Genomic DNA, 24,965 nt, shown 5'->3' with positions numbered 1-24,965 from the left:
GCCCGCCGCGGCCCCTCTTGCCGGGGCCGAATCCCCCGCCAGATTGACATCCACCCCTGTTCGCCCCCATCTATGCGGCGCGGCACAGGCCGCTCGCCCTGGCGTCTTGCCGAAAAGGGCGTTTTCAATCAGAGGTTTGCATGGCAGTCGTCGTCGTCGAGTCCCCGGCCAAGGCCAAGACCATCAACAAGTATCTGGGTCCCGGCTTCACGGTTCTGGCCTCGTTCGGGCATGTTCGCGACCTTCCTGCCAAGGACGGATCGGTCGATCCCGAGCACGATTTCACCATGAAATGGGAAGTCGCCAGCGACTCCAAGAAGCACATTAAGGCGATCACCGACGCGCTGCAGGACGACGACACGCTGATCCTCGCCACCGACCCTGACCGCGAGGGCGAGGCGATTTCCTGGCATCTGGAACAGGCGCTGGAGAAGAAGCTCAAGAACAAGAATGTCAGCCGCGTCACCTTCAACGCCATCACCAAGACGGCGATCCAGGAGGCGATGAAGCACCCCCGCCAGGTCGATGCACCGCTGGTCGAGGCCTATCTGGCCCGCCGCGCGCTGGATTATCTGGTGGGCTTCAACCTGTCGCCGGTGCTGTGGCGGAAACTGCCCGGCGCGCGGTCGGCGGGCCGGGTGCAATCGGTCTGCCTGCGCCTGATCGTCGAGCGCGAGATGGAGGTCGAGGCCTTCCGCGCCCGGGAATACTGGTCGGTCACCGCCGATCTGAAGAACCCGCGCGGGGCCGAGTTCAGCGCCCGCCTCGTCAGCCTCGGCGGCAAGAAGTTGGACCGCTTCGACCTTGCCACCCAGGCCGCGGCCGAGCTGGCGGTCGATGCGGTGACCAAGCGCGACCTCAGCGTGCAATCGGTCGAGGCCAAGCCCGCCTCGCGCAACCCGTCGGCGCCCTTCATGACCTCGACCCTGCAGCAGGAGGCCAGCCGCAAGTTCGGCATGGGCGCCAAGCAGACCATGGCCGCGGCGCAGCGCCTCTACGAGGCCGGGCACATCACCTATATGCGGACCGACGGCATCGACATGGCGCCCGAGGCGGTGACCCAGACCCGGGCCGAGGTCGAAAAGCGCTATGGCAAGGAATACGTCCCCGCCGCGCCGCGCCTTTACAAGAACAAGGCCAAGAACGCGCAGGAAGCGCATGAATGCATCCGGCCGACCGACATGGCCGCGGACCCCGACAGCCTGCGCCTGTCCGAGGTCGACCAGCGCCGCCTCTATGAGCTGATCTGGAAGCGCACCATCGCCTGCCAGATGGAATCGGCCCGGATGGAACGCACCACGGTCGAGATCGGCTCGAAAGACGGTCAGGTCGGGCTGCGCGCGACCGGCCAGGTCGTGCTGTTTGACGGCTTCCTCAAGGTCTATGAGGAAGGCCGCGACGAGGAGGAGGGCGACGAAGGCCGCCTGCCGCAGCTCAATCAGGGCGAGGCGGTCGCCAAGAAGCAGGTCACGCCCGAGCAGCATTTCACCCAGCCGCCGCCCCGCTACACCGAGGCGACGCTGGTCAAGCGCATGGAAGAACTGGGCATCGGCCGCCCCTCGACCTATGCCTCGATCGTCACCACGATCCAGGAGCGCGGCTATGTCAAGAAAGACAAGAACCGCCTGATCCCCGAGGACAAGGGGCGGCTGGTCACCATCTTCCTGACGTCCTATTTCGGCAAGTATCTGGAATACGATTTCACCGCCGATCTGGAGGAACAGCTCGACGACATCTCGGCGGGATCGCGCGATTACAAGGATGTGCTGGCCCGCTTCTGGCGCGATTTCTCGGCGGCGCTGGCGGAGACCGCCGATCTGCGCATCACCGAGGTGCTGGAAAAGATCGACGAGGTTCTGGCGCCGCATCTCTATCCGCCGCGCGAGGATGGCTCGGACCCCCGGGTCTGCCCGACCTGCGGCAAGGGGCGGCTGAACCTGAAGACCGCGCGCTCGGGCGGGGCCTTCATCGGCTGCACCAATTATCCCGAATGCCGCTACACCCGGCCCTTGTCGGGTGATGAAGGCGACAGCGAGCTGTCGGGCGAGGGGAAGCTGCTGGGCCACGACAAGGGCGACGCGATCAGCCTGCGTTCGGGGCGCTTCGGGCCCTATGTCCAGCGCGGCGAGGTGACGGCGGAACAGCCGAAACCGCCACGCTCGAGCCTGCCGAAGGGCTGGGCGCCCGATGAGATGGATCTGGAAAAGGCCGTCTCGCTGCTGGACCTGCCGCGCCTCATCGGCCAGCACCCCGAGGATGGCGTCGCGGTCGAGGCCGGGATCGGCCGCTTCGGCCCCTATGTGAAACATGGCTCGACCTATGCCAACCTGCCCGAGGTCGATGAGGTCTTCACCATCGGCATGAACCGCGCGGTCGAGGTTCTGGCGCAGAAACTGGCCCGCGGTCCCGGCCGGGGCGCCGCTGCGCAGCCGCTGAAAGTGCTGGGCGATCACCCGGAGGGCGGGCCGATCCAGGTGATGCCCGGCCGCTACGGGCCGTACGTCAAATGGGAAAAGGTCAACGCGACCCTGCCCAAGGGCGTGGAGCCTTCGGAGGTGACGCTGGAACAGGCGCTGGAGCTGATCGCCGCCAAGGCCGGCGCAGCGCCCAAGGGCAAGAAGAAGGCCGCGCCGAAGGCGAAGGCCGCGGCGGCGGATGGCGAGGCGAAGCCCGCCAAGAAACCCGCCGCCAAGAAACCGGCGGCGAAGAAGCCCGCAGCGAAGAAAACCACCAAGAAGGCCGCGGCCGAGGAATAGCCCTCAGCCGCGGGCGTCGAACCGGTCGAGGGGGACGCGCAGCACGCGGCGTCCCTCGGCGTCCGGCTCGGGCAGCCGACCGCCCCGCAGATTGACCTGCAAGGCCATCAGCATCCGGTCGGGCAGCGGCAGCGTCGCGTCCCGTTCCGTTCTCAGCCGCAGGAAACTCTCGCGCGAGACCCCGTCGCGGACGTGGATATTCTCCCGCCGATGCTCGGCCACCGTTGCCAAGCAGGCAGGCTCGCGCCCGTCCTTGCCGTAGTCGTGGCCGATGAAGACCCGCGTCTCCCCGGGCAGGTCGAGGGTGGCGCGGATCGTCTGCCACAGCGCCTCGGCCGAGCCGCCGGGGAAATCCGCCCGGGCCGTGCCGCTGTCGGGCATCATCAGCGTGTCATGGGCAAAGAGAGCGTCGCCCACCTGCAGGCTGACCGAGGCCATGGTATGCCCCGCCGCCAGCACCACCCGCCCCTTCAGCCCGCCCAGCGCGAAACCGTCCTCGTCGGCGAAAAGCCGGTCCCAATGCCCGGGCTGATCGGTCAGGCCCTCGTCGGCGTAGTAATCGGCCCAGAGCCGCTGCACCCCCAGCACCCGCTGCCCGGTCGCCATCCGCGCGCCCAGCCGCCCGGCCAGCCAATGCGCCGCGCTCAGATGGTCGGCATGGGGATGGGTGTCGACGATCAGCCCCACCTCCAGCCCCTTCGCCGCGACATGGGCCAGCAGCGCCTCGGCATTGCCGGTGCCGGTCGCCGCCGCGACGGGATCGAAATCCAGCACCGGATCGACGATCAGCGCCGCCCCCGTCCCGGGGTCCGAGACGATATATTGCCACGAGCCCGTGGCCTTGTCGTAAAGCGCCGCGACATCGGGGCTGGCGGGATCGGCGGTGGCGGGGAAATGCAGCATGGCGGTGCTCCTCTGCTCTGCCAAAGGGGAACAGGCCCGGCGCCCCGCCGGTTACCTGATCCGCGGCCCCGCCCTCAGAAAGCCCGCTCGATGAAACCAAAGCGCGACAGGAAGCGCATCCAGCCCGACATCTCCTGCCCCGGCGAGACCCGCTCGGCCCGGTCGATATAGGACTGGATCAGCCGGTCGGCCCGGGCCGCCAGCCCCCGGTCCAGCACCACCACGCCATTTTCCAGATCATGCAGGAACGAGCGCTGGTTCAGGTTCACCGACCCCGCCACCACCAGATGGTCGTCTATGACGATCAGCTTGGTGTGCATCAACCGGGGCTCGGGATCGTAATCGTAGAAATTCAGCCAGTCGCCTTCCAGATTGCCGAAACGGCGGTTGAAGCCGGTGACCATGAAATCCGTCGCCTCGCGCACCCGCACCGTCGCCACCACATCGACCCGCACCCCCCGGGCCCGGGCCCGCTGAAACGCCGCCTCGATCTCGGGCGTCAGGTTCAGATAGGGCGAGGCGATGCGGATCCGGTCCTGCGCCGCGTCGATGAGGCCCGCGACCCAACCCTCCATCGCCGCCCCGTCGGCATAGGGGACCGAGATGAAGTGCCGCATGCTGCCCTCGGGCAGGGCGCCGACCGGCCCGCCGCCGGGCGCGGGCGGCAGCATCGCCTGGGTTTGCGCGTCGCGGTGCCACAGCGCCCCCATCTGCCGCACGATCCGCAGCACCTGAGCGTCGCCGGTGAAGGCCAGTTCGAAATCGTCATAGGCGGTGAAGCCGCCGGTGATGCGCATTTCCTCGGGGTCGTATTGATGCAGGAAGGGGAAGCCCGACAGGTCGCGCGGCTCGGGGAAGAAATACCCCTCGTGGATGTTGCGCCCGCCGATCAGGGCGATGGAGCGCCCGGGCTCGCGCGCGACGGTGGCGAAGAGCTTCACATGCGTCACCCGGTGCAGATGCGCGAACTGCCCCTCGAAACCGCGCGCCGCCTCGATCGGCATGCGATAGGGCTGCACCTCGATGGTCGGATAGGTCGCGGCCAGCCCCTCGAACAGCGCCCGGTCGGTGTCCGTCAGCATCACGTCCGAGATCATCATCCGTACGATGGTGCCCCGCTCCGCGTGCCAGGCCAGCATCCGCGCAGTCAGGTAACCCGCGAAATCCGCGTTCATGTTCAGATAGTTGATGTAGATGAGGTCAAGCTGTGGCGCGTTCGAGAAATCGAGCGGCAGGTCGGGATCGCCCGTCTCCAGCGCCGCCTCGGACAGGCGGCGGCCGGTCAGCGCCTCGACCCGTGCGTTCAGGGCCTCGGCGCCATCGGCCAGGAATTGCATCGGCCCTGCCTGCATCGGGCAGGTCGCCGACAGATTGCCCGTCGCCATCATCGCCCGTTGCAGCGGCCCCTCGCCGCCGCCCACGCAGGCCTCGACCGGGGCATCCAGTGCGGCGATCCGCGGCAACGCCGTTTCCTCGCGCGCCAGATCCAGCACCCAGCCCCTCCGCCCGCCCGGCCGGATCGACAGGGCGCAATCGCGGACCTCGGGCGCCAGATCCAGCAGGCTCTCGCCCCGCTCGCCCGGTTGCAGGCGCAGGGCGACGGGCTGTCCCGCCGGGATCCAGGCCGGAACCGACAGCTCGCCCTCGGCCCGCCGCACCCGTGCCCGGCCGTCGCAGGTGGCGCTGATGCCATAGGCCCCCGCCCCATGCGCGAGGAACGTGACCGAGGCCCGCGCCGCGCCGCGCCCGTCGAAATAGGCGCGGGTCTGGCCCTCGGCAGGGCCGGCGTCGGTCAGGGTCAGATAGGTGATCGCGTGGCGCCCGCCCGGCACCGGCTCGACCAGCGGGACCTGATCGGGCGCAGGCCCGCCCCGCACTGCGGCACAGGCCGTCAGCGCCAGCATCGCAGCGAATAGCAGGCGTCTCACCCCGAAAATCATCGCAGCACCATACTTCGGCCGCGCGCATCCGCAAGGCACCCCGCCCGCTGCCCCCGCGACAATTGACTTCGCCGCAGTGCCGCGTCACAACCATTGCGCCTGATACGGGGGAAAACATGCAGAAAATCTACGGCTCGGCCGCCGAGGCCCTGGACGGCCTCCTGTTCGACGGGATGACCATTGCGGCGGGCGGTTTCGGCCTGTGCGGCATCCCGGAACTTCTGATCGCGGCGATCCGCGACGCCGGGACCAAGGACCTGACCGTCGCCTCGAACAACGCCGGTGTCGACGGCTTCGGCCTCGGCCAGCTGCTGGAGACCCGGCAGGTCAAGAAGATGATCTCCTCCTATGTGGGCGAGAACGCGGAATTCATGCGCCAGTACCTCTCGGGCGAGCTGGAGCTGGAGTTCAATCCCCAGGGCACGCTGGCCGAACGGATGCGCGCCGGTGGCGCCGGGATCCCCGGGTTCTATACCAAGACCGGCGTCGGCACGGTGATCGCCGAGGGCAAGGAACACAAGGATTTCAACGGCCAGACCTATATCCTGGAAACCGGGCTGGTCATGGATCTGGCGATCGTCAAGGCCTGGAAGGCCGACGAGACCGGCAACCTCGTGTTCCGCAAGACCTCGCGCAACTTCAACCCGCCTGCCGCCACTTGCGGCAAGGTCTGCGTTGTCGAGGTCGAGGAGATCGTGCCCGCCGGTTCGCTCGACCCCGACCACATCCACCTGCCCGGCATCTATGTGCACCGCCTGATCCAGGGCCAGCACGAGAAGCGCATCGAGCAGCGCACCACCCGCAAGCGTCAGGAGGCTTGAGTCATGGCCAGCGAAATCAAAGGTTGGGACCGCAACCAGATGGCCGCCCGCGCGGCGCTTGAACTCGAAGACGGGATGTATGTGAACCTCGGGATCGGCATCCCGACGCTCGTTGCCAATTACGTCGGCGACAAGGACATCACGCTGCAATCGGAAAACGGCATGCTCGGCATGGGCCCCTTCCCCTATGAGGGCGAGGAAGACCCCGACCTCATCAACGCCGGCAAGCAGACCATCACCGAACTGCCCCGCACCGCCTATTTCGATTCTGCCACCTCGTTCGCCATGATCCGCGGCGGCAAGATCGCCGCGGCGATCCTCGGCGGGATGGAAGTCTCGGAAGAGGGTGACCTCGCGAACTGGATGGTGCCCGGCAAGCTGGTGAAGGGCATGGGCGGCGCCATGGATCTGGTGGCCGGCGTGGGCCGGGTGATCGTGGTCATGGACCACACCTCGAAACACGGCGATTCCAAGGTGTTGAAGGCCTGCACCCTGCCCCTGACCGGCAAGGGCGTGGTCGACCGCATCATCACCAACCTGGGCGTCCTGGACGTGGTGCCGGGCGGGCTGAAGATCGTCGAATGTGCGGACGGCGTGACCGAGGCCGACCTGCGCGCCGCGACGGAGGCGACCATTGTCGGCTGAGCCCGTGATCGAGCGCGAGGTCTCGGGTTCGAAGGGCCGCTACGTCATCCGCAAGGAGGGCGTGGAGGCCGAGCTGACCTATTCCATCACCACGCCGACCCTGATCATCGCCGACCACACCGGCGTCCCGGATGCGTTCCGGGGCACTGGCGCGGGCCTTGCCTTGGTCCAGCGGCTGGTCGCCGACGCCCGCGCCGAGGGCGTCAAGATCGTCCCCCTCTGCCCCTTCGTCAACGCCCAGCGCCGGAAGCACCCGGAATGGGCGGATGTGTTTCAGGGGTGAGCGGACTTTGACGCGCTGAGGGGCCGGTAGCGGCCCTGAACCGACCTTGGGTCGGAGCGCTTCGAACGGACCGGCCGGAGCCCGAACGCCGCAGCAGAAATGAATGGCGGGTGCCGTCGCTCGAACGAGGGGCGTTTGCGCATGAACCGGGTCGAGCGACCGGCCAGCCATTGCTTAAGCAGTTCCCGTCACATCATCAGACGGAGACTGGCATGCTTCTGGACGGCAAGACTATCATCATTACCGGCGCAAGCACCGGCATCGGCGCCTCGGCTGCGAGGATTTTCGCGGCCGAGGGCGCAAGACTGGTCCTCGGTGCGCGCCGTGCCGAACTGCTTGAGCGCATCGTCAACGAGATTTCGGCTGACGGTGGCGAAGCGGATTTCATCGCCGGAGACGTTGAAGAAAACGGCTACGCGGAAGCACTGGTGAAACGCGCGCAAGAGCGCTTCGGCGGTCTTGATGGCGCCTTCAACAATGCCGGCACCACAGGGGACATCGGGCCGATCCCCGACATGGACGAGAGCAACTGGCACAAGGTGATGTCAGTGAATCTCAACAGCGGATTCTATGCGGCAAAGCATCAGATACCGGCGATGCGCAAACGCGGCGGCGGCTCGATTGTCTTCACCTCCTCCTTTGTCGGGCACACGATCGGGCTGCCCGGCATGGGCGCCTATGCCGCGGCAAAGGCGGGCCTGATCGGCATGACCCAGGTGCTGGCGGCGGAACACGGGCCCGAGAACATCCGCGTCAACGCCCTCCTGCCTGGCGGCACCCTGACGCCGATGGCAGGAGAGGATGCCGGCTATCACGAGATCGTGCGGGGCTTCCACGCGCTGAAGCGCATGGCCGACCCGTCCGAGATCGCGCGGGCCGCTCTCTTCCTTCTGTCCGATCATGGGTCTTTCGTGACCGGGACGGCAATGATCGCGGACGGCGGAAACTCGATCAACAAACTCTGAGGCACGCGAACCGGTCATCGGCCCGTCACGCCCTGATCTTGACGCCCGCGCCGAGGGCGTCAGGATCGTCCCCCTCTGCCCCTTCGTCAACGCCCGGCGCCGGAAACACCCGGACCGGGCGGATGTGTTTCAGGGGTGAGGGGGCTGCCGGTCCACAACAGGGACCCGGCCTCTGCCCCGGAGCGCGCCGCATCCCGGGCAACCTTTGTCGCGCAGGGCCCGCCGCTCTGGGGACAGGCCGCCAGCGGGGCTTTCCGGGACCCGATGGGTTCACGAGCAGATCGCAGGCCCGTTCCCGGGTTCCCATGGCCCGGGGGCCGTCCCGGCCTGATGGTCATTGAACGGCCGTTACCTTCCGCGCCGTTCATGCCCCTCAATCATCTCCTCAAAGATGTTGGGCCGTTCGGAGGCCCGATCAAGATCAATCTTCAAGACCCGGAGCGCCTCTTCCGATTGCTCAGCCACACGCTTGAGGAAGTCGTCGCGGTCCGGCGCCACAAGGCCTGACGATGGGGCCAGCGTCACAGCGGGATCTTTCCGGCCATGGTCCGGCAAAGGAATCCAGTCCGTGATCTGCGCCCACGGGTCCGCCTCGGCAGGGCGGGCCGGAATCCCTGGGCCAGGTTCTCCCGTCTGGGCACGCCACTCGGCTTGCGCCTGTCGGACACGCCGCACCGCCTCCGCCGGTTTGTAGAGGGCAATCCTGGCCGGAACCCGCAGGATCCGATAACCTTCGGCCGATAGCGCCTTGTCGCGGGCCGCATCACGCGCCTTCGCTTCGGGCGAGGAATGCCAGAGCGCCCCGTCGATTTCGACCACCAGATCGTCGTCGACCAGAAAGTCCAGCCGGTACGACAACACCGGGACTTGTAGCCGCAAAGACAGCCCGTCTCCCTGCAGTCGCCCTCGGTTCGGTGTCAGGTTGAAGGCGGAAGCCATGGCGTCAAGGAAAGCCAGTTCGGCCGGAGATTCGCAGCGATCCTGAAAATGCGTCAGCCAGGCCTCGTCATTCTCAGTCAGCGCGTCGAGGAAATCGGGCCGCGCGGCGGCCGCCGGCCCGCGCACCGTCGTGTCGGATTTGGGCGTCAGCCAGGCAGTGACGCCCCAGATGACGCAGAGCTGCAAGAGGATAAGGGGCGAGGCAAAGACGAAAGCGAAGGTGAAGGCGGTCCATGCCAGAGCCACCCCGACCAGCAGGGCGGGCTTGTTGAACAGGCCCCCCAGAACCCGCGCGACAAGCAAAGACGCGACGATGGCCGCCTGAAAGCCGATGACCGCAATGGACAACAAGCAGAGGCTCCCCTCGGGCTCGGTTACACTTTCCGATTATTGCAGCCATTGTGGCATTTGTGAGGGGGCTGGCTGGCTTCCTACGAGACCCGGCATTTGCGGTCGAACGCGAAGGGCAAGCAGTCCTCCCCGCTCGGGGTGCAAGACGGCAGGGCGGCTGGTTGTCCCACGGGGCATTCCTACCAAAACCCTAACACCCGAACCTAACCCCCTGGAATCCCTCAACCCAATAACCTGCCCCACGCAGGGGACACTTCACCCCCGGCCCCTGAGGGCCCGGCCCACCTCCTGCAACCGGGCCTGCGGTCACGAGGCCCCCTCTCCGCCCCCCTCCCAACGGTTCTGCTCCGCCCAGACGGCGCGGAAGACGTCGCCCTGGCCGGGGAAGGTGGCGCCGGTGGGGGTGCAGGCGTGGATGCGGTCGGTGCGGAAGTGGCGCAGGCCGGCGCGGAGTTCGCACCAGGCGGCGACCAGCACCGCGTTGATGTGGTAGACGATGCCGATGGGCCGGATGGTGCGGGTGGTGCGCTGGCCCTCGCCGTCCTCGTAGTCGATCCTGAGCACCCGTTCGTCCCGCACCGCCGCCCGCAGCATCGAGATCGAGACGCAGCCCAGCGCCGGATCGTCCTCGGGCGCGCCCCAGGGCGAGACCTGCAGCCAGTCGGCAGGCACCTGCAAGGCGTCGATCTTGGCCGAGATCCGTGCGGCCGCCCGGCGCAGCGAGCGGTCGCCCGAGCGGCTGAGCATGCCAAGACCCACGCGCAGCGCCTCGACCTCTTCCTCGTCGAAATTGAGGGGCGGCAGGTCATAGCCCCGGCGCAGGACATAGCCGATCCCCGGTTCGCCCAGGATCGGCGTCCGCATCGCCTGCAGCGCGGCGATGTCGCGATAGACCGTGCGCACCGAGACCTCGAGCCGCGCGGCCAGATCCTCGGCGCGCAAGGGCCCCCGGGCAGCGCGGAAGATCTGGATGGTCTCGAAGAGACGGTTCGACTTTTTCATGGGGCGCCGGGGGTAGAGGGAACTCCTGCCAGTATAGGCCCCCCTCCTGACAACACCATGTCAGGAGCGATCCGCGATTGTCCCCGGGCCGATACAGGAGGTCCGCGCATGAGCTGGTATGACCACGCAACCCTTCTCGCCCTGCGTCTGGGGCCCTGGACGGATGCCGGGGGCCGGGAGCGGTCGCTCACGGGGCGCGAGGTCGAGGCTGCCTGGATTGCCGACCGGCAGGCGGCCCCGCTGGCGACGGGTTGCGGGGAACGGCAGGCGACGCTCCGGGCGCGGCTCGCCCGCCTGAGCCTCAGGCGGCGCGACGCCTGAGGGTGCCCGGCCCCGGGACAGCCCGACCAAACCCCTGACGGAATCCAGTAACCGATTGCAATTGCTGACACCGGCAGGCTGTCCCAAGCATGGGACAGCCCAGGCTCAGGCTTTCAGCAGCCGCAGCGCCTCGCCCAGATCGAGCTTGCCGTCATAGAGCGCCCGGCCCGAGATCACCCCGTTCAGCGGCGCCCCCGTCTCTTTCAGCGCCGTGAGATCCGCGAGCGACGAGACCCCGCCCGAGGCGATCACCGGGATCGAGGTCGCCCAGGCGAGTTCCGCCGTCGCCGCCACATTCGGCCCCTGCATCGCCCCGTCGCGGTCGATGTCGGTATAGATGATCGCGGCGACCCCGGCGTCCTCGAAGGCAAGCGCCAGTTCGGTGACCTTCATGTCGGTCTCCTCGGCCCAGCCCTTGGTCGCGACCTGCCCCTTGCGGGCGTCGATCCCGACCGCGACCTGCCCCGGGAAGGCCCGCGCTGCCTGCCGGACCAGATCGGGGTTCTCGACCGCGACGGTGCCCAGGATCACCCGCGCCAGACCCTTGACGAGCCAGGCCTCGATCGTCGCCATGTCGCGGATGCCGCCGCCCAGCTGGCAAGGCACTGAAACCGCTTGCAAGATCCCCTCGACCGCCGCCGCGTTCACCGGCTTGCCCGCGAAAGCGCCGTTCAGGTCGACAAGGTGGATCCACTCCGCCCCCTGCGTCTGAAAGGCCAGCGCCTGCGCCGCCGGATCGTCGCTGAAGACCGTCGCCTTCTCCATCTCGCCCTTGTAGAGCCGCACGCATTGCCCGTCTTTCAGGTCGATGGCGGGATAGAGGATCATGACCAACTCCGAATTTGCCTGCGCGGGTTTACCCAAGCCCGCGCCCGGATGCAAACCCCGTCTCACCCCGCGCTGTTGCTTGACCGTATAGTCAAAAATCGTTATATATCAAGGCTCAAGGTCGTTTTCGCTTGCCTTGGGCCCGGCATCCTCCTACACCCGCCCGTTCATCGCAGGGGCACAGGGGAGAAGTGACCATGACGGGACGGAGCGGCTTTGCCGCATGGCTGGGGGCGCTGGCGGTGCTGGTGTTCCTCGGGGCGGCGGTCCCCTACGGGCCGCTGGCGGGCAGTATCGGCTGGAGCATCGCGCTCTTCTGGGGTGGCTTCGGGCTGGCCGTCATCGTGTTGATCGCGCTGGGCGCGGCCGGATGGAGGGACCGCTGATGCTTTCCCCCATCCTGATCTGGAGCGCCATCGCCGGTTTCGCCGGTTTCGGCCTGCTCATCGCCTGGCGCGCCACGCGCGAAAACACCGGCACCGCCGAGGATTATTACCTCGGCAACCGTCGCTTCGGCGGCATGGTGGCAGGCCTTTCCTATGCGGCCACCACCTATTCGGCCTTCATGCTGGTGGTGCTCACCGGCCTCACCTACCGCGGCGGCATCGGCGCGCTGGGCTTCGAGCTGATCTATTTCGCGGGCCTCGGCCTCCTGGTGATCTTCGCCCCCCGCTTCTGGCTGGCTGCGAAACGCTGGGGCTTCATCTCTCCGGCCGAGATGCTGGGCGCGCGCTATGGCTCGCGCTGGGTCGCCCGGGCGGCGGCGCTGGTCGCGCTGGTGTTCCTGATGCCCTATTGCACGACGCAGATGGCGGGCATCGGGCTGCTGCTGTCGGGCGTCACCGGGGGCGAGATCACGCTGACCCAGGCGGTAGCGACCGGCGCGCTGCTGGCCGCGCTCTGGACGCTTTTCGCGGGCATCCGCTCGGTCGCCTGGACCGATGCGGTGCAGGCGGTGGTGATGATGGGCTCGGCCGTGCTGGCCATCCTCTTCGCCGTGGCGGCGCTGGGGGGCTGGGGCGCCTTCGCGCAGGCCACGCTGGAGACGCACGGCAGCCATCTCTCGGTCCCCGGCCCGGGGCTCTGGAGCCTCGGCACCTTCACCGCGCTGTCGCTGCCCTGGTTCTTCTTCGCCATCTCGAACCCGCAGGTCAGCCAGCGGCTCTTCATCCTGAAGGATATGGCGGCGATGCGGCGGATGATCTTCTGGGTGCTGGGCTTCGGCCTCGCCTTCACGCTGATCGCGGTGATCTGGGGCTTTGCCGCGCTGCAACTGGCCCCGGGGCTCGAGAATACGGCGACCGCGACGCCCGCGCTGCTGACCTCGGGCGCGATTCCGGCACCGGTGGCGGTGCTGCTGATCCTCGGCATCCTCGCTGCGGCGGTCTCGACCCTCGATTCCATCGCCCTGACCCTGGCGGCGATGGTGGCGCGCGACGTGATGACCGACGCCCCGCCACGGGCACAGATCCTGACCGGCCGGGTGGTGGTGATCCTGGTGATCCTGTTCGCCAGCCTCTTCGCGGTGCAGAAGGCGACCGTGGTCGACCAGCTCGCCGCCCTCTCGGCCGCCGGGCTGATGGTCACCGTGCCCGCCACCATCGGCGCCTTCTTCTGGCACCGGGCGACGGCGGCCGGGGCGCTGGCCTCGATCCTCGGCGGCGCCGCGCTCGCGGTCTGGATGGCGATGGTGCAGGGCGTCAGCGTGTTCAACCCGGTGCTGGCGCTGAGCGTCGGGGGCCTGAGCCTCGGGCTCTTCGTCCTCGTCTCGCTCGTCACCCGCCCCCGTCCCGAGGCGCTCGACTTCGCCGCCGAGCTGCGGCCGGATCTGGACCGGGTCAACGCCTGGTAACGGCTGCTTGGCGCTGACGATATTGAGGGACGACCGGCCGAGATGCTCTGGCGCTTGAGCCGGGCCGGGAAGGAGCGGGGGGCCAGCCCCCTCGGCTCCCGGCCGCGCCACGGGCGCGGCGTTCGCGGCTGAAACGCGCCACTGGCGCGTTTCCGAGACGCCGCTCACCCCCCGCCAAAGGGGACCCTCGGGCCCCCTTTGGAAACCCCCGAGGATATTTAGAGAACAAAGATGCAAGTTAAGAGGGCGTTAAGCCGCCTTCTTCGTTCTTCAAATATCCTCGGGGGGTGAATGCCCGCAGGGCAGAGGGGGGCAGACGGCCCCCCTTTCTTCGGCGCGGCGGCACGCCGCGCCGTTGGTCGCCCGAGGCGCCTGCGCCAGCGGGCAACGAGGGCGAAACCCCTCCTAGAGCGCGTGCTCCGCCAGCGCCTCGTAGGCGGGCAGCGCCGCCTCGGCCAGCCGGGCATAGGCGGGCGGCAGCTCGGGCAAGGGCCCCTCGGCCGCCTCGAACCCGGTCGAGGCATGGACCGCGTGATACCAGACCGGCGCCCAGATCCCGTCATAGGGCTTCGGCCCCGCCTCCCAGCGCAGCATCCGCGGCGTCCAGCCGATGCCCAGCGCCTCGCACAGCGCCTTGAGCCGCGCCTCGGGCGCCGCCCTGAGCGCGGTCGAATCGATCACCGGCGGCGCCACGCCCTCGGCCTGCGCCACCCGGTCGAAGAGTTCCGCCTGTTGCACGAAGCCCAGATCCGCCAGCACCGGCTCCTCGCGCTTCTTGGAATAGGAGGCCACAACCCGGGCCGGATGACGGATCAGAAAGGCGTGGCGGCACGCGCCCATCCAGTCGCGCGGCACGCCCTCCAGCATGTGCTGGGTCATGTGTTTCTGATACCAGATCGGCTTGCCCTCCGGCACCTCGCCCGCCAGCGCCTCTGCCACCGCTTCGGGCTCCTGCGGCTGGCTCGACAGCACCGCCTCCCGCATCGGATGGTCAAGCCCGGTCATCGCCAGATAGGCGGCGTAGAACGGCTCGTCGGTCACCGCGCAATCGCCCCGGGCGGCGAAGGCATACATCAGCGCCGTCGACAGGTTGCGCGGTCCCGACCACATGGCAATGCGGATCGTCATGGCTCAGCCTCCATTGCCGGCCAGCGCCGGGCCAGTTTGCGCAAGGCGCCGACATAGGTGATGCCGTGGTCAAAAACGCCGTTCCGGAGGAATTCCAGCACCTCGGCCATGGCAATCGGGTTCATCATGATCAGCGTATGCGAGGCCGGGATGGTGATATGGTCCCGCATCCCCTCGACCCGGGTCGAGGCGACCGAGACGGTGCCATCCGAACGCTCGCCGATCACCGCCGCCCCGATCGGATTGATCGGCAGGTCGCCCGCGATCACGCCCAGGTCGAAATCCACCGGCGGCAGGGTGTTCGGCACCGAATTCGGATCGGTGCCCAGCTGTGCCATTGCCGGACCGTTGAAGAAGGTGCCGACATCATGGGCCACCTCGTTCGAGCGCAGCGCATCGACGATCTCGGACCCATGATTGGGCGGCGCCAGCATCACCACCCGGCCCAGGTTCGGCGGATGGCCCTGCGCCAGCCAGGCGCGGACCAGGATGCCGCCCAGCGAATGGGTGACGAAATGCATCCGCTCTTGCCCGCAGAGCGCGGCCGAGCGCGCGACATAGCGCACCAGATCGCCGATCGGCGCATCCTCGGACGGGTAGGTCTCGTTCACCACGCGGTAGCCGTGGAAGCTCAGCACTTCCTGCAAGACCAGCATCGAGGCATCCGACCGCGCCAGCCCGTGCAACAGGACCACGCATTCGGCTTTGGCAGGCAGGGGCATGAGGCAAACGATCAGGGCTAAGGCGCGCATGGGCCGAGTATAGGGCTCGCCTTCCCGATGCAGAAGCGGAAGAATGCCGCGCAAGCGAAGGAGGCAGACAAAATGACGCGAGTGAAGCCCCGGGTGCGGCTGTCGGTCCGGGCGGTGATCCTGCGGGGCGGGCGGCTGCTGCTGGTCAATGCCTGGCCCGGCGATGAAAGCGACCTGTGGTGCGTGCCGGGTGGCGGCGTGGAGCCGCATGCCTCGCTCCCCGACAATCTGATCCGCGAGATCCACGAGGAAACCGGCATCGCCATCCGCGTCGGCGACCCCTGTCTGGTCAATGAGTTCCACGACCCCGAGAGCGGCATCCATCAGGTCGACATCTATTTCCGCGCCACCGCGCTGGCGCTGCCCAAGGGCGTCTGGATCGACACCGAAGGCGTGGTCAACCGCCAGCGCTGGGTCACCCGAGACGAGCTGCAAGCCCTCCGCTTCAAACCCGACAGCCTGCCCGAGGTGGCCTTCGGCGGGTCCGGCCTTCTCTACGATCCGCTCGAACTCTACGCCCGCTGACCGCACGCCGATCCTGAGCATCCGCCCCCGAACCCGGGCGCACCCCGCCTCCCTCTTCGTTCTGCAAATATCCCGGGGGGTGAATTTGCGCAGCAAAGAGGGGGGCAGCGCCCCCCTTCTGCGGCGCCGCGGGACGCGGCGCCGCTGGTCGCCCGAGGCGCCCGCGACAGCGGGGGCCGAGGGCGAAACCCCTCGCTTATTCCTGCGCCGCCAGCCAATGCTCGGCGTCGAGCGCCGCCATGCAGCCCATTCCGGCCGAGGTCACAGCCTGCCGGTAGGTATGGTCGGTCAGGTCGCCCGCGGCGAATACCCCTTCGATCGAGGTGCGGGTCGAGCCGGGTTCCACCCAGACATAATTGCCCGAATGCAGCTTCAGCTGGTCCTTGACCAGTTCCGAGGCCGGGGCATGGCCGATGGCGACGAAGAAGCCCTCGCAGGGGATCACCCGCTCGTCACCGGTCTTCACGTTGCGGATCTTGGCGCCGGTCACGCCCAGCGGCATCTCGGTACCCTCGATCTCGACGATCTCGCTGTCCCAGATGACCTCGATCTTCGGGTGCTTGAACAGCCGCTCCTGCATGATCTTCTCGGCGCGCAGGCTGTCGCGGCGATGGACCAGCGTGACCTTCGAGGCGAAATTGGTCAGGAACAGCGCCTCTTCCACCGCCGTGTTGCCGCCGCCGACCACGACGATCTCCTTGCCGCGATAGAAGAACCCGTCGCAGGTCGCGCAGGCCGAGACGCCGAAGCCCTGGAATTTCTGCTCGCTCTCCAGCCCCAGCCATTTGGCCTGCGCGCCGGTGGCCAGCACCACGGCATCGGCGGTATAGGTGGTGCCGCTGTCGCCCTTGGCGGTGAAGGGGCGTTTGGACAGATCCAGCGACAGGATGATGTCCGAGATGATCTCGGTCCCCATCTCGCGCGCGTGGTTCTCCATCCGGCCCATCAGGTCCGGCCCTATGACCGAGGCATCGCCCGGCCAGTTCTCGACATCGGTGGTGATGGTCAGCTGCCCGCCCGGCTGGATGCCCTGCACCAGCACCGGCTCCAGCATGGCGCGCGAGGCATAGACCGCCGCGGTATAGCCCGCCGGACCCGAGCCGATGATCAGAAGGCGGGTGTGCTTGGTGTCGGACATGATTCTTCCTCGGGCTGACCTGCGTTGCGCCTTACATATAGACCCGAGGCGTCGCGAAAAGGGGGTGCGGCACCGTAGGCAGGTGTCGGCGGCCGTCTTCCAGGGTCTGACGGCGCGGGCGCAGGGGGTCGCCGCGGCGGCTGGCGGTGGGGTCGCGGGCCGCTCCCGGCCAATGCGGCGACCCCTTCCCGGCGCCGCTTCGCTGTCGCTACGGCAGCGATCTTGCCGGTTTGCGAAAGAATATTGCGCATGAGGGCGAGTGTGCCTACATAAGCGCAAACCGACACGGAGACCTGCCGCAATGCCCGGCGCGAAACTCGATCCCATCGACCGCATGATTTTGGCCGAATTGCAGGCCGACGGGCGCATGACCAATGTCGAACTGGCCAAGCGGGTCGGGATCTCGGCGCCGCCCTGCCTGCGCCGGGTGCGGACGCTGGAGGAGGCGGGCTATATCCAAGGCTATCACGCCCGCGTCGATGTCCGGGAACTGGGGTTCGAGGTCCAGGTCTTCGCCATGGTCCGCCTGCACCGGCAGAACGAGGCCGATCTGCGGGCTTTCGAGGACCGCTGCCGGGCCTGGTCGCTGGTCCGCGAATGCCACATGCTGAACGGCGAGATCGATTTCATCCTGAAATGCGTGGCGCCGGATCTGTCGACCTTCCAGTCCTTCCTGACCGAGGACCTGCTGGCCGCCGACAATGTGGCCTCGGTCAAGACCTCGCTGGTCATCCGCTGCGCCAAGGACGAGCCCGGCGTGCCCTTCGACGTGCTCGAAGACCGCTACCGCCGCGAGGCCTGAGGGCGACCGGGCGGCCGTATCAGCACCGCCCGGCCCATGGGTGTCACCTGTCGGGCCCGGCGCCGAATCCCTCGAAATCGCGTCCCCCGTCGACGACAAAGTCCGGCGCGTCCGCCTCGGGCGGGGGGCCGCTCGGGCGGTCCAGGCCAGTGTCGCCCGTGGTATAGGCCGCGGTCGTCGCATTGGTCAGCGTGCCGGTGAACGTGGCGGTGCAGCCCCGGGTGCGCCAGTAATTGCTGACCTGAAAACGGACGAAAATCTGGTCGGCCGTGCCGATATCCGAACCGCCCGAGGGCTCGATCACCCGCAGATGCACGGCGCGCAGCCGGGGACGGGGGATATTGTTGTAGCTGCTCAGCACACCCGTCCAAGTGCCATATGCCGGATAGCGGAAACGGGATTCCTCGACATCCTGAAAGACGACGATCTGTTGCGTACCGTCGAGGAAAATCACGGTCAGGGTCGAGGTATTGTCGTTGCTCTGGCCCGGCCGATAGCCAAGGCCCACCGCGGCGACATAAGTGGAAATTTCCGGGTCTGACGGGTCGCAATTATGGGTCATGTCGCTGCGGAAGCCGCCACCGACAAAGACATCGGCCAGTGCCCGGGTTCCGCCAGCGCCCGTCAGGGCGAATGCCAGCGCCGGCACAAGGAAATTGAATTTCAGCATGGGTCTTGATCCTGTTACAAGGGAAACTCGAATGATCGGCGCGCCGGTGCGTTAGGGCGTCGCGCGATAGACCGCGTTGACGGTGATATTGCAGTTTGCGATCCCTTCGAAATTCAGCAGGTTCATCCGCAGCATGATTTCATTGCCCCACAGGATTCCCGCAGGCGGATCAATCAGTTGGACCCAGATCGCGGATAGGTCATTGTGCCGGCTGCCGATGGCGAAAAACCGGGCATTCACCCATTCCCCGGCCTGCGCCGTGGCCGGAATGCGCAGGTGCCAGGCATAGGTCCGCTGATGAAAGCTGACCTGATGCCAATCCGTCGAATTGGAACCAACCCCAGCCGGACGAAATCTCGACAGGCCCCCTTCAACTGGGCCCCAGCCATAATCGCCGCAGGTCGGGCTCATCTCTGAAATGGTGTGCCCGCCCTGATAATGCGATTGTGCCTGGGCGGTGGTTCCGGCGGCAAAGGGAACAAGACACCCCAGAACCACGCGCGACAGAAATCTCGAAATTTCCGGCATATTCATCTCCTCATTAAAGAACTCGGGGATGGGACAGGACGGGCGGGATTCGGTCAACCGGTAATTTTCGCTCTTCCTTTGCGAATTGGCCCGTGTCGCGCCCGGCACCGCTGATCCGCGCCCCCTTGCAGCAACGCCGCGCAGCCGCTAGCCGTTTCAGGGAATCCCATCGCCCCGGAGCCCCGCCATGCCCAACTGGACCCCCCGTTCGCTCGCCGTGCAGGCCATGGGCAAGATCGACCCGGTGACCCGGGGCGTGGTGCCGCCGATCCACCTGTCGACCACCTATATCCGCGATCCCGACAACGGCTATTCCACCGGCTTCGTCTATGGCCGACCCGACAACGCCACGATCCACGAGGCCGAGGCCGTGCTCGCCATGCTGGAGGCGGCCGAGGCGGGGGCGATGCTGTTCGGCTCGGGCATGGCCGCGGCGACGGCGGTGTTTCAGGCGCTGGACCCGGGCGATCATGTCGTGGCCTCCAAGGTCATGTACTGGGCCCTGCGCGCCTGGTTGCTGACCGAGGCCAAGCGCTGGGGCATCGCCGTGGATTTCGTCGAGACCGACGATCTTCTGGCCCTGAAGACCGCGATCCGGCCCGGCCGCACCAAGCTGGTCTGGATCGAGACGCCCTCGAACCCGCTCTGGACAATCACCGATATCGAGGCCGCGGCGACGCTGGCCCATGCCGCGGGGGCGCGTCTGGCGGTCGATTCCACCTGCGCCTCGCCGGTCCACACCCAGCCGCTGACGCTGGGCGCCGATATCGTCATGCATTCGGCGACCAAGATCCTGAACGGCCATTCCGACGTGCTGGCCGGGGTGATCGCCGCCCGCACCGAAGACGAATTCACCGCCCGCATCCGCCTGATCCGCAAATCGCAGGGCAGTATCCTCGGCCCGTTCGAGGCCTATCTGCTGATGCGCGGCCTGCGCACGCTGCACCTGCGGGCCGAGCGGCAGGCGGCCTCGGCGCTGGCGCTGGCGCAGCGGCTTTCGGCCCATCCGCGGGTGGCGCGCGTCCTCTATCCCGGGCTGCCCCAGCACCCGGGCCACGACATCGCCGCGCGGCAGATGACGGGCGGGTTCGGCTACATGATGTCGGTGCAGGTGACCGGCGGCGAGAAGGCCGCCATCGGCACCGCCGCCCATACCGGCCTGTGGAAACGCGCCACCTCGCTGGGCGGGGTCGAAAGCCTGATCGAGCATCGCGCCTCGATCGAGGGTGCGGGCTCGCCCTGCCCGGTCGATCTGCTGCGGCTGTCGACCGGGATCGAGGATGCGGGCGACCTTTACGACGATCTCGACGCCGCGCTGACGCAGGGCCACCGCGACTGAGGCGGCAGGACGGAAGGCCCCTCCCGCATCCGCCCGCGGCAGAACGGAAGACGACAGACCATGCGAAGCAATGAAACAATCACCCGGCTGGTCTTCGTGGCATTGGTCGCGGCGCTGCTGGCGGGGATGATCTGGCATTTCGCGCAGCTGCGGCCGGCGCCGGGCGCCGACGGCGCGCTGGTCGATTTCGACGCCTTCTACCTTGCGGGGCAGTTGGTCGCCGAAGGCCGTGCGGCGCAGGCCTATGATCCGGTGGTCATGCGGAGCCTTCAGGAGGGGCTGATCGACCGTGACGGGTTCATGCCCTGGACCTACCCGCCGCAATTCGACCTCGTTGTCGTGCTCTTGCAGCTTGTGCCGCGCGGTCTCGCCTATGCGCTGTTCGTCGGCCTGACGCTGGCCGCCTATCTGTGGCTTCTGGCCCGGCTATCGGGGCCGCAGCTGCCGAAGGTGCTGTTGAGCATCCTGCCCCCGGTCTGCGTGACAATCGCCGTCGGCCAGAATTCCTTCCTGATCGCGGCGCTGATGGCGGGTTTCGTGCTCCTGTCCCTGCAAGGACGCGCGGGGGCGGGCTGGCCACTGGGACTTCTTGTCATCAAACCGCATCTGGGCATCGGCCTCGGCGTGCACGCTGCGCTGTCGCGTCGCTGGCCGGTCGTGGGGATCGCAACCGGCGTGGTCCTGGCAAGTTCCGCCCTGGCCACCCTGCTGCTGGGCCCCGGCATCTGGCCCGCCTTCCGGCTCGCGGTCGAGACGGCTCAACAGGCCCTGAGCGCCGATTTCTATCCGTTCTTCCGCATGACCTCGTCCTATGCGCTGTTTCGCTCGCTGGGGGCCTCGGCGGGACTGGCCATGGCCGGTCAGATCGCCACCGCGCTTCTGGCCTGCGGCGCGGTGACGCTGGCGGTCCTGAGGCACTGGCCCCTCAGACACTCGCTGGCTGTGGCCTGTTTCGCCTCCATTCCTGTCAGCCCCTATGTCTATGATTACGACATGGCGATCCTCGGGGTCGGCTTCGCCCTGATCGCCCGCGATCTGGCGGCGCGCTGCTCGGCGACGGAAGACATCCTCATTCTGGCGTTGTTCTGGGTCGCAGGCGGGTGGGGAATGGCCCACGCGCTCGGCATGGCGGGGCTGAGCTGGGAAGACGGAAGCGCCGCGGCGCGCGCCACACTCTCGTTCGGCGCCGCCGCCTATCTGCTGCTCTTGGCGCTGATCGGCCGCATCCTCTCGCGACCGGCCCCGGCATGACCCACGGCTGGCTCGATCATCCCGGCCCGGTGGCCATCGCCCACCGCGGCGGCTCGTTGGAAAACGACGAGAATACAATGCCGGCCTTCGCCCATGCCGTGGCGCTGGGCTATCGGCATATCGAGACGGATGTGCATCTGACCGCCGATGGGGCGGTCGTCATCCACCACGATCCGACGCTGAAGCGGCTGACCGGCGATCCGCGGCCCATCGCCGCCCTGACCCGGCGCGATCTGGCGCGGATCCGCACCCATTCCGGCGCGCCGATCCCGCTGCTGGCCGACCTCCTCGAGGAATTTCCCGAGCTTCACGTCAATATCGAAAGCAAATGCGATGCGGTGGTCGAGCCGCTGGCAGCCCTGGTGACCCGCATGCGCGCCCTGCCCCGGATCGGCACCGGCAGTTTCGCGGGCGCCCGCACGGCGCGGCTCAGGGCGCTGCTGGGGCAGGATCTCTGCTGGTCGCCCTCGCTCAGGGGGGCGCTGGGGCTCTGGCTGACAGGCTGGGGCCTGCCGCTGCCACGCGGGGGCTTCCCGATGGTGCAGGTCCCCCGGCGGTTCCGCGGCATCGAGGTTGTGACACCACGTTTCCTGCGCGCCGCCCATCGCCACGGCATCCGCGTGCAGGTCTGGACGGTGAACGAGGCCGACGACATGCAGGCGCTTCTGGATATGGGCGTCGACGGCCTGATGACCGACCGGCCCAGCCTGCTGAAACAGATCCTGATCGACCGGGGGGAATGGAGAGACCATGCTTGAAGGCCTGCGCATCATCGAGATCGAGGGGCTGGGCCCCGGCCCCTTCGCCGCCATGACGCTGGCGGATCTGGGCGCCGAGGTGATCTGCGTGCAGCGCCCGGACGGCCCGCCGCTGCCCGGCCTGCCGGAGGCGAACCTCCTCGACCGCGGCAAGAAGACCATCGCGCTGGACCTGAAATCGCCCGAGGACCGCCCGGTGCTGGAGGCGCTGATCGCCTCGGCCGACGGGCTGATCGAAGGGTTCCGGCCGGGCGTGATGGAACGTCTGGGGCTTGGCCCCGCCGAGGCGCAGGCGCTGAACCCGCGGCTGGTCTATGGGCGGATGACCGGCTGGGGGCAGGCCGGACCCCGGGCGCTGGAGGCCGGCCACGACCTCAATTACATCGCGCTGTCGGGCGCGCTCTGGTACGGCTCGCTGCCCGGCGAGCCGCCGGTCACGCCGCCGACGCTGGTCGGTGACATCGGCGGGGGGGCCATGTATCTGGTGGCCGGGATGCTGGCCGGGCTGATCCGCGCCGGACGCAGCGGGCAGGGAACCGTGGTCGATGCGGCCATCGTCGACGGTTCGGCGCATATGATGACGCTGCTGATGCTGATGCAATCGGGCGGCATGTTCCGCGCCACGCGGGGGCAATCGCTGCTGGACGGGCCGCATTGGTCGCGCAGCTACCGTTGCGCGGATGGCGGATTTGTCTCGGTCCAATGCCTTGAACCGAAGTTCTACGCCCAGTTTCTGTCGCTTTTGTCCCTGTCCGATGATCCGGATTTCGCGCGCCAGAACGACCGGAAAAGCTGGCCGAAAGCCACCGAACGTCTGACAACCCTCTTCGCCAGCGAGGGGCGCGACCATTGGACCCGGCTCTTTGCGGGATCGGATGCCTGCGTCGCCCCGGTGCTGACGCCCGAGGAAGCCGCCCGCGATCCGCATCTGCAGGCGCGGGGCACCTGGTCGCAGGCGGGCGGCATGCTGCAACCGCGCCCGGCGCCGCGCTTCGACGGGCGGGCGCTGGAACCGGCCGAGGCCCCGCGGCGCGACCAGCACCGGGCCGAGATCCTGGCGGCGCTGGGCCTCGCATGACCCGGCTCGGCGCGCTCAGCTTCTGGTACGCCGATATCGGCCTGCCCCGGACCCGCCGCGCGCCCCTGCCCGGCGACAGCGACGCGGATGTGGCGATCATCGGCGCGGGCTATACCGGGCTCTGGGCCGCGTGGTATCTCAGGCAGCTGGACCCCGGGCTGCGCGTCACGCTGGTCGAGAAGCACTTCGCGGGCTACGGCGCCTCGGGCCGGAACGGCGGCTGGCTCTCGGGCGGGTTCTCGTGGAACCACCAGCGCTATGCCGATACCTCGAGCCCCGAGGCGGTGCGCGCCCTCGTCCGCGCCATGTCGGGCACGGTGGACGAGGTGATCGCGGTGGCCGAGGCGCAGGGCATCGACGCCGATATCCGCCGCGGCGACGAGCTGATGGTGGCGACCAACGACGCCCAGCACCAGCGGCTCTTGGCCGAGACCGCGCATCGCGTGTCCTGGGGCGAGGAGGACCGCGTCTTCGCCATCGGCGCGGACGAGACCCGCGCCCGCATCCGCATCCCCGGCGCGCGGGGCGCCATGGTGGTGACCGGCACCGCCCGGATCCAGCCGGCCAAGCTGGTGCGGGGTCTGGCCGAGGCGGTGGAGCGCGCGGGCGCGGTGATCCATGAGGAGACCGAAGTCACCGGCATCGCGCCCGGACTGCTGACCACCAAGCGCGGGCGCCTGCGCGCGCCGGTGATCCTGCGCTGCACCGAGGGGTTCACGGCGACGCTGCCGGGGCTGAGGCGCGAATGGCTGCCGATGAATTCGGCGCAGATCGTGACCGAGCCGCTCCCGCCCGAGGTCTGGGCGCAGATCGGCTGGGAAGGGCACGAGATCCTGGGCGATTTCGACCATACCTATTGCTATTGCCAGCGCACGCGCGAGGGGCGGATCACGGTGGGCGCCCGGGGTGTGCCCTACAAGTTCGGCGCGCGGCTGGACCGCGACGGGACGCCCGATGCGGAAACCGTGCGCCGCCTGACCGCCATCCTGCACCGCCATTTCCCCGCCGCCCGGGGCGCCCGCATCGACCACGCCTGGTGCGGCGTGCTGGGCGTGCCGCGCGACTGGTGCGCGACCGTGGGGCTGGGCGCGGACGGGATCGGCTGGGCGGGGGGGTATGTGGGCACCGGGGTCTCCACCTCGAACCTGGCGGGCCGGACGCTGGCCGATCTGGCGCTGGGGCGGCAGACGGAGTTGACCGCCCTGCCCTGGGTCAACCGCCGGCCCCGCGCCTGGGAGCCCGAGCCGCTGCGCTGGCTGGGGGTGCGGGCGATGTACCGGCTCTATGGGCTGGCCGACCGGGCCGAGGCCGCGGGCGGTGGCCCCTCGCGGCTGGCGGCGCTGGGCAACCGGCTGACGGGACGCGGCTGAACAAAGCGCGCGCCCGGTGG

At 68.2% G+C, this 24,965-nt stretch carries 25 protein-coding genes; 15 read left to right on the top strand and 10 right to left on the bottom strand.

The genetic code is table 11. From position 1 onward, the window contains the following. Positions 1-140 precede the first annotated feature (140 nt). Positions 141-2,756: a type I DNA topoisomerase gene (topA, locus tag DDE23_RS00255; protein WP_107754542.1), complete on the top strand. Its 2,616-nt coding sequence runs from the start codon at positions 141-143 to the stop codon at positions 2,754-2,756. 3 nt (positions 2,757-2,759) lie between these two features. Here topA and DDE23_RS00250 read toward each other — a convergent pair whose 3' ends face one another. Next, entirely contained in the window at positions 2,760-3,659 is a 900-nt protein-coding gene (locus tag DDE23_RS00250; RefSeq protein ID WP_107754541.1) for an MBL fold metallo-hydrolase, read from the bottom strand. A 74-nt stretch (positions 3,660-3,733) separates the two neighbouring features. After that, positions 3,734-5,587: a phospholipase D-like domain-containing protein gene (locus DDE23_RS00245; RefSeq protein ID WP_157957939.1), complete on the bottom strand. Its 1,854-nt coding sequence runs from the start codon at positions 5,585-5,587 to the stop codon at positions 3,734-3,736. 128 nt (positions 5,588-5,715) lie between these two features. Between DDE23_RS00245 and DDE23_RS00240 the strand changes: the two genes are divergently transcribed. The 4 genes from DDE23_RS00240 to DDE23_RS00225 all read left to right on the top strand — a co-directional run bounded on the left by DDE23_RS00240 (position 5,716) and on the right by DDE23_RS00225 (position 8,313). Further along, positions 5,716-6,420, top strand: a complete 705-nt coding sequence (locus DDE23_RS00240; RefSeq protein ID WP_107754539.1) for a CoA transferase subunit A — start codon at positions 5,716-5,718, stop codon at positions 6,418-6,420. Positions 6,421-6,423: 3 nt separating this feature from the next. Then, the gene (locus tag DDE23_RS00235; protein WP_107754538.1) at positions 6,424-7,065 is read left to right on the top strand and encodes a CoA transferase subunit B; all 642 of its coding nucleotides are present in this window, start codon (positions 6,424-6,426) and stop codon (positions 7,063-7,065) included. Beyond that, positions 7,055-7,348: a GNAT family N-acetyltransferase gene (locus DDE23_RS00230; protein WP_107754537.1), complete on the top strand. Its 294-nt coding sequence runs from the start codon at positions 7,055-7,057 to the stop codon at positions 7,346-7,348. The genes DDE23_RS00235 and DDE23_RS00230 overlap by 11 nt, the downstream gene beginning before the upstream one ends. 212 nt (positions 7,349-7,560) lie before the next feature. Further along, positions 7,561-8,313, top strand: a complete 753-nt coding sequence (locus DDE23_RS00225; RefSeq protein WP_107754536.1) for an SDR family oxidoreductase — start codon at positions 7,561-7,563, stop codon at positions 8,311-8,313. 348 nt (positions 8,314-8,661) lie between these two features. Here DDE23_RS00225 and DDE23_RS00215 read toward each other — a convergent pair whose 3' ends face one another. Then, entirely contained in the window at positions 8,662-9,600 is a 939-nt protein-coding gene (locus DDE23_RS00215; protein WP_133239502.1) for an endonuclease domain-containing protein, read from the bottom strand. 309 nt (positions 9,601-9,909) lie between these two features. Further along, the gene (locus tag DDE23_RS00210) at positions 9,910-10,605 is read right to left on the bottom strand and encodes a helix-turn-helix transcriptional regulator (RefSeq protein WP_107754534.1); all 696 of its coding nucleotides are present in this window, start codon (positions 10,603-10,605) and stop codon (positions 9,910-9,912) included. Positions 10,606-10,713: 108 nt separating this feature from the next. Here DDE23_RS00210 and DDE23_RS00205 point away from each other — a divergent pair, with 108 nt between their 5' ends. Continuing rightward, positions 10,714-10,926: a hypothetical protein gene (locus tag DDE23_RS00205; RefSeq protein ID WP_107754533.1), complete on the top strand. Its 213-nt coding sequence runs from the start codon at positions 10,714-10,716 to the stop codon at positions 10,924-10,926. A 105-nt stretch (positions 10,927-11,031) separates the two neighbouring features. On the opposite strand, the gene hisA is transcribed toward DDE23_RS00205, so the two are convergent. Next, entirely contained in the window at positions 11,032-11,754 is a 723-nt protein-coding gene (hisA, locus tag DDE23_RS00200) for a 1-(5-phosphoribosyl)-5-[(5-phosphoribosylamino)methylideneamino]imidazole-4-carboxamide isomerase (RefSeq protein ID WP_107754532.1), read from the bottom strand. Positions 11,755-11,951: 197 nt separating this feature from the next. Between hisA and DDE23_RS00195 the strand changes: the two genes are divergently transcribed. Both DDE23_RS00195 and DDE23_RS00190 read left to right on the top strand, forming a co-directional pair. Beyond that, positions 11,952-12,140 (top strand): hypothetical protein, encoded by a 189-nt coding sequence (locus DDE23_RS00195; protein ID WP_107754531.1) that lies wholly within the window; start codon positions 11,952-11,954, stop codon positions 12,138-12,140. Next, positions 12,140-13,606, top strand: coding sequence for a sodium:solute symporter family protein (locus tag DDE23_RS00190; RefSeq protein WP_107754530.1), 1,467 nt, complete (start codon positions 12,140-12,142; stop codon positions 13,604-13,606). Before DDE23_RS00195 ends, DDE23_RS00190 begins: the two co-directional genes overlap by 1 nt. Before the next feature lie 405 nt (positions 13,607-14,011). Here DDE23_RS00190 and DDE23_RS00185 read toward each other — a convergent pair whose 3' ends face one another. After that, positions 14,012-14,728, bottom strand: a complete 717-nt coding sequence (locus DDE23_RS00185; RefSeq protein ID WP_107754603.1) for a sulfotransferase-like domain-containing protein — start codon at positions 14,726-14,728, stop codon at positions 14,012-14,014. 2 nt (positions 14,729-14,730) lie between these two features. Continuing rightward, positions 14,731-15,456 (bottom strand): alpha/beta hydrolase family protein, encoded by a 726-nt coding sequence (locus DDE23_RS00180; protein ID WP_238149862.1) that lies wholly within the window; start codon positions 15,454-15,456, stop codon positions 14,731-14,733. A 102-nt stretch (positions 15,457-15,558) separates the two neighbouring features. Here DDE23_RS00180 and DDE23_RS00175 point away from each other — a divergent pair, with 102 nt between their 5' ends. Beyond that, positions 15,559-16,011 (top strand): NUDIX domain-containing protein, encoded by a 453-nt coding sequence (locus DDE23_RS00175; protein WP_107754528.1) that lies wholly within the window; start codon positions 15,559-15,561, stop codon positions 16,009-16,011. Between the two features lie 196 nt (positions 16,012-16,207). Here the strand turns inward: DDE23_RS00175 and trxB are convergent, their stop codons facing one another. Then, a complete protein-coding gene (gene trxB, locus DDE23_RS00170; RefSeq protein ID WP_107754527.1) occupies positions 16,208-17,149 on the bottom strand; it encodes a thioredoxin-disulfide reductase in 942 nt (313 codons plus the stop codon). Positions 17,150-17,450: 301 nt separating this feature from the next. Between trxB and DDE23_RS00165 the strand changes: the two genes are divergently transcribed. Further along, positions 17,451-17,951, top strand: a complete 501-nt coding sequence (locus DDE23_RS00165; RefSeq protein ID WP_107754526.1) for an Lrp/AsnC family transcriptional regulator — start codon at positions 17,451-17,453, stop codon at positions 17,949-17,951. 43 nt (positions 17,952-17,994) lie between these two features. Here DDE23_RS00165 and DDE23_RS00160 read toward each other — a convergent pair whose 3' ends face one another. Next, a complete protein-coding gene (locus DDE23_RS00160; protein WP_107754525.1) occupies positions 17,995-18,621 on the bottom strand; it encodes a hypothetical protein in 627 nt (208 codons plus the stop codon). A gap of 51 nt (positions 18,622-18,672) precedes the next feature. Further along, positions 18,673-19,149 carry a hypothetical protein gene (locus DDE23_RS00155; RefSeq protein ID WP_133239501.1) on the bottom strand — a complete coding sequence of 159 codons (477 nt, stop codon included), beginning with the start codon at positions 19,147-19,149 and terminating at the stop codon, positions 18,673-18,675. Positions 19,150-19,336: 187 nt separating this feature from the next. Here DDE23_RS00155 and DDE23_RS00150 point away from each other — a divergent pair, with 187 nt between their 5' ends. The 5 genes from DDE23_RS00150 to DDE23_RS00130 are packed head-to-tail and all read left to right on the top strand — an operon-like array spanning position 19,337 to position 24,945. Beyond that, a complete protein-coding gene (locus DDE23_RS00150) occupies positions 19,337-20,488 on the top strand; it encodes a trans-sulfuration enzyme family protein (protein ID WP_107754523.1) in 1,152 nt (383 codons plus the stop codon). A gap of 60 nt (positions 20,489-20,548) precedes the next feature. Continuing rightward, positions 20,549-21,739, top strand: coding sequence for a glycosyltransferase family 87 protein (locus DDE23_RS00145; RefSeq protein WP_107754522.1), 1,191 nt, complete (start codon positions 20,549-20,551; stop codon positions 21,737-21,739). After that, positions 21,736-22,497, top strand: a complete 762-nt coding sequence (locus tag DDE23_RS00140; RefSeq protein WP_107754521.1) for a glycerophosphodiester phosphodiesterase family protein — start codon at positions 21,736-21,738, stop codon at positions 22,495-22,497. The genes DDE23_RS00145 and DDE23_RS00140 overlap by 4 nt, the downstream gene beginning before the upstream one ends. Then, a complete protein-coding gene (locus DDE23_RS00135) occupies positions 22,490-23,575 on the top strand; it encodes a CaiB/BaiF CoA transferase family protein (RefSeq protein WP_107754520.1) in 1,086 nt (361 codons plus the stop codon). Before DDE23_RS00140 ends, DDE23_RS00135 begins: the two co-directional genes overlap by 8 nt. Then, a complete protein-coding gene (locus tag DDE23_RS00130) occupies positions 23,572-24,945 on the top strand; it encodes an NAD(P)/FAD-dependent oxidoreductase (protein ID WP_107754519.1) in 1,374 nt (457 codons plus the stop codon). Before DDE23_RS00135 ends, DDE23_RS00130 begins: the two co-directional genes overlap by 4 nt. The last annotated feature ends 20 nt before the right edge of the window (positions 24,946-24,965 follow it).

It is taken from the genome of Pararhodobacter aggregans (assembly GCF_003075525.1).
Taxonomy (GTDB): domain Bacteria; phylum Pseudomonadota; class Alphaproteobacteria; order Rhodobacterales; family Rhodobacteraceae; genus Pararhodobacter; species Pararhodobacter aggregans.
Note: the sequence above shows the minus strand (reverse complement) of the source record. Positions and strands in the feature narration are given on the sequence as shown.

Bases quoted from the DNA above. Each gene is read 5' to 3' on its own strand.
- topA (WP_107754542.1), top strand. From the start codon at position 141: ATGGCAGTCGTCGTCGTCGAGTCCCCGGCCAAGGCCAAGACCATCAAC.
- DDE23_RS00250 (WP_107754541.1), bottom strand. From the start codon at position 3,659: ATGCTGCATTTCCCCGCCACCGCCGATCCCGCCAGCCCCGATGTCGCG.
- DDE23_RS00240 (WP_107754539.1), top strand. From the start codon at position 5,716: ATGCAGAAAATCTACGGCTCGGCCGCCGAGGCCCTGGACGGCCTCCTG.
- DDE23_RS00235 (WP_107754538.1), top strand. From the start codon at position 6,424: ATGGCCAGCGAAATCAAAGGTTGGGACCGCAACCAGATGGCCGCCCGC.
- DDE23_RS00225 (WP_107754536.1), top strand. From the start codon at position 7,561: ATGCTTCTGGACGGCAAGACTATCATCATTACCGGCGCAAGCACCGGC.
- DDE23_RS00210 (WP_107754534.1), bottom strand. From the start codon at position 10,605: ATGAAAAAGTCGAACCGTCTCTTCGAGACCATCCAGATCTTCCGCGCT.
- DDE23_RS00205 (WP_107754533.1), top strand. From the start codon at position 10,714: ATGAGCTGGTATGACCACGCAACCCTTCTCGCCCTGCGTCTGGGGCCC.
- hisA (WP_107754532.1), bottom strand. From the start codon at position 11,754: ATGATCCTCTATCCCGCCATCGACCTGAAAGACGGGCAATGCGTGCGG.
- DDE23_RS00195 (WP_107754531.1), top strand. From the start codon at position 11,952: ATGACGGGACGGAGCGGCTTTGCCGCATGGCTGGGGGCGCTGGCGGTG.
- DDE23_RS00190 (WP_107754530.1), top strand. From the start codon at position 12,140: ATGCTTTCCCCCATCCTGATCTGGAGCGCCATCGCCGGTTTCGCCGGT.
- DDE23_RS00180 (WP_238149862.1), bottom strand. From the start codon at position 15,456: ATGCCCCTGCCTGCCAAAGCCGAATGCGTGGTCCTGTTGCACGGGCTG.
- DDE23_RS00175 (WP_107754528.1), top strand. From the start codon at position 15,559: ATGACGCGAGTGAAGCCCCGGGTGCGGCTGTCGGTCCGGGCGGTGATC.
- trxB (WP_107754527.1), bottom strand. From the start codon at position 17,149: ATGTCCGACACCAAGCACACCCGCCTTCTGATCATCGGCTCGGGTCCG.
- DDE23_RS00165 (WP_107754526.1), top strand. From the start codon at position 17,451: ATGCCCGGCGCGAAACTCGATCCCATCGACCGCATGATTTTGGCCGAA.
- DDE23_RS00160 (WP_107754525.1), bottom strand. From the start codon at position 18,621: ATGCTGAAATTCAATTTCCTTGTGCCGGCGCTGGCATTCGCCCTGACG.
- DDE23_RS00155 (WP_133239501.1), bottom strand. From the start codon at position 19,149: ATGCCGGAAATTTCGAGATTTCTGTCGCGCGTGGTTCTGGGGTGTCTT.
- DDE23_RS00150 (WP_107754523.1), top strand. From the start codon at position 19,337: ATGCCCAACTGGACCCCCCGTTCGCTCGCCGTGCAGGCCATGGGCAAG.
- DDE23_RS00145 (WP_107754522.1), top strand. From the start codon at position 20,549: ATGCGAAGCAATGAAACAATCACCCGGCTGGTCTTCGTGGCATTGGTC.
- DDE23_RS00140 (WP_107754521.1), top strand. From the start codon at position 21,736: ATGACCCACGGCTGGCTCGATCATCCCGGCCCGGTGGCCATCGCCCAC.
- DDE23_RS00135 (WP_107754520.1), top strand. From the start codon at position 22,490: ATGCTTGAAGGCCTGCGCATCATCGAGATCGAGGGGCTGGGCCCCGGC.
- DDE23_RS00130 (WP_107754519.1), top strand. From the start codon at position 23,572: ATGACCCGGCTCGGCGCGCTCAGCTTCTGGTACGCCGATATCGGCCTG.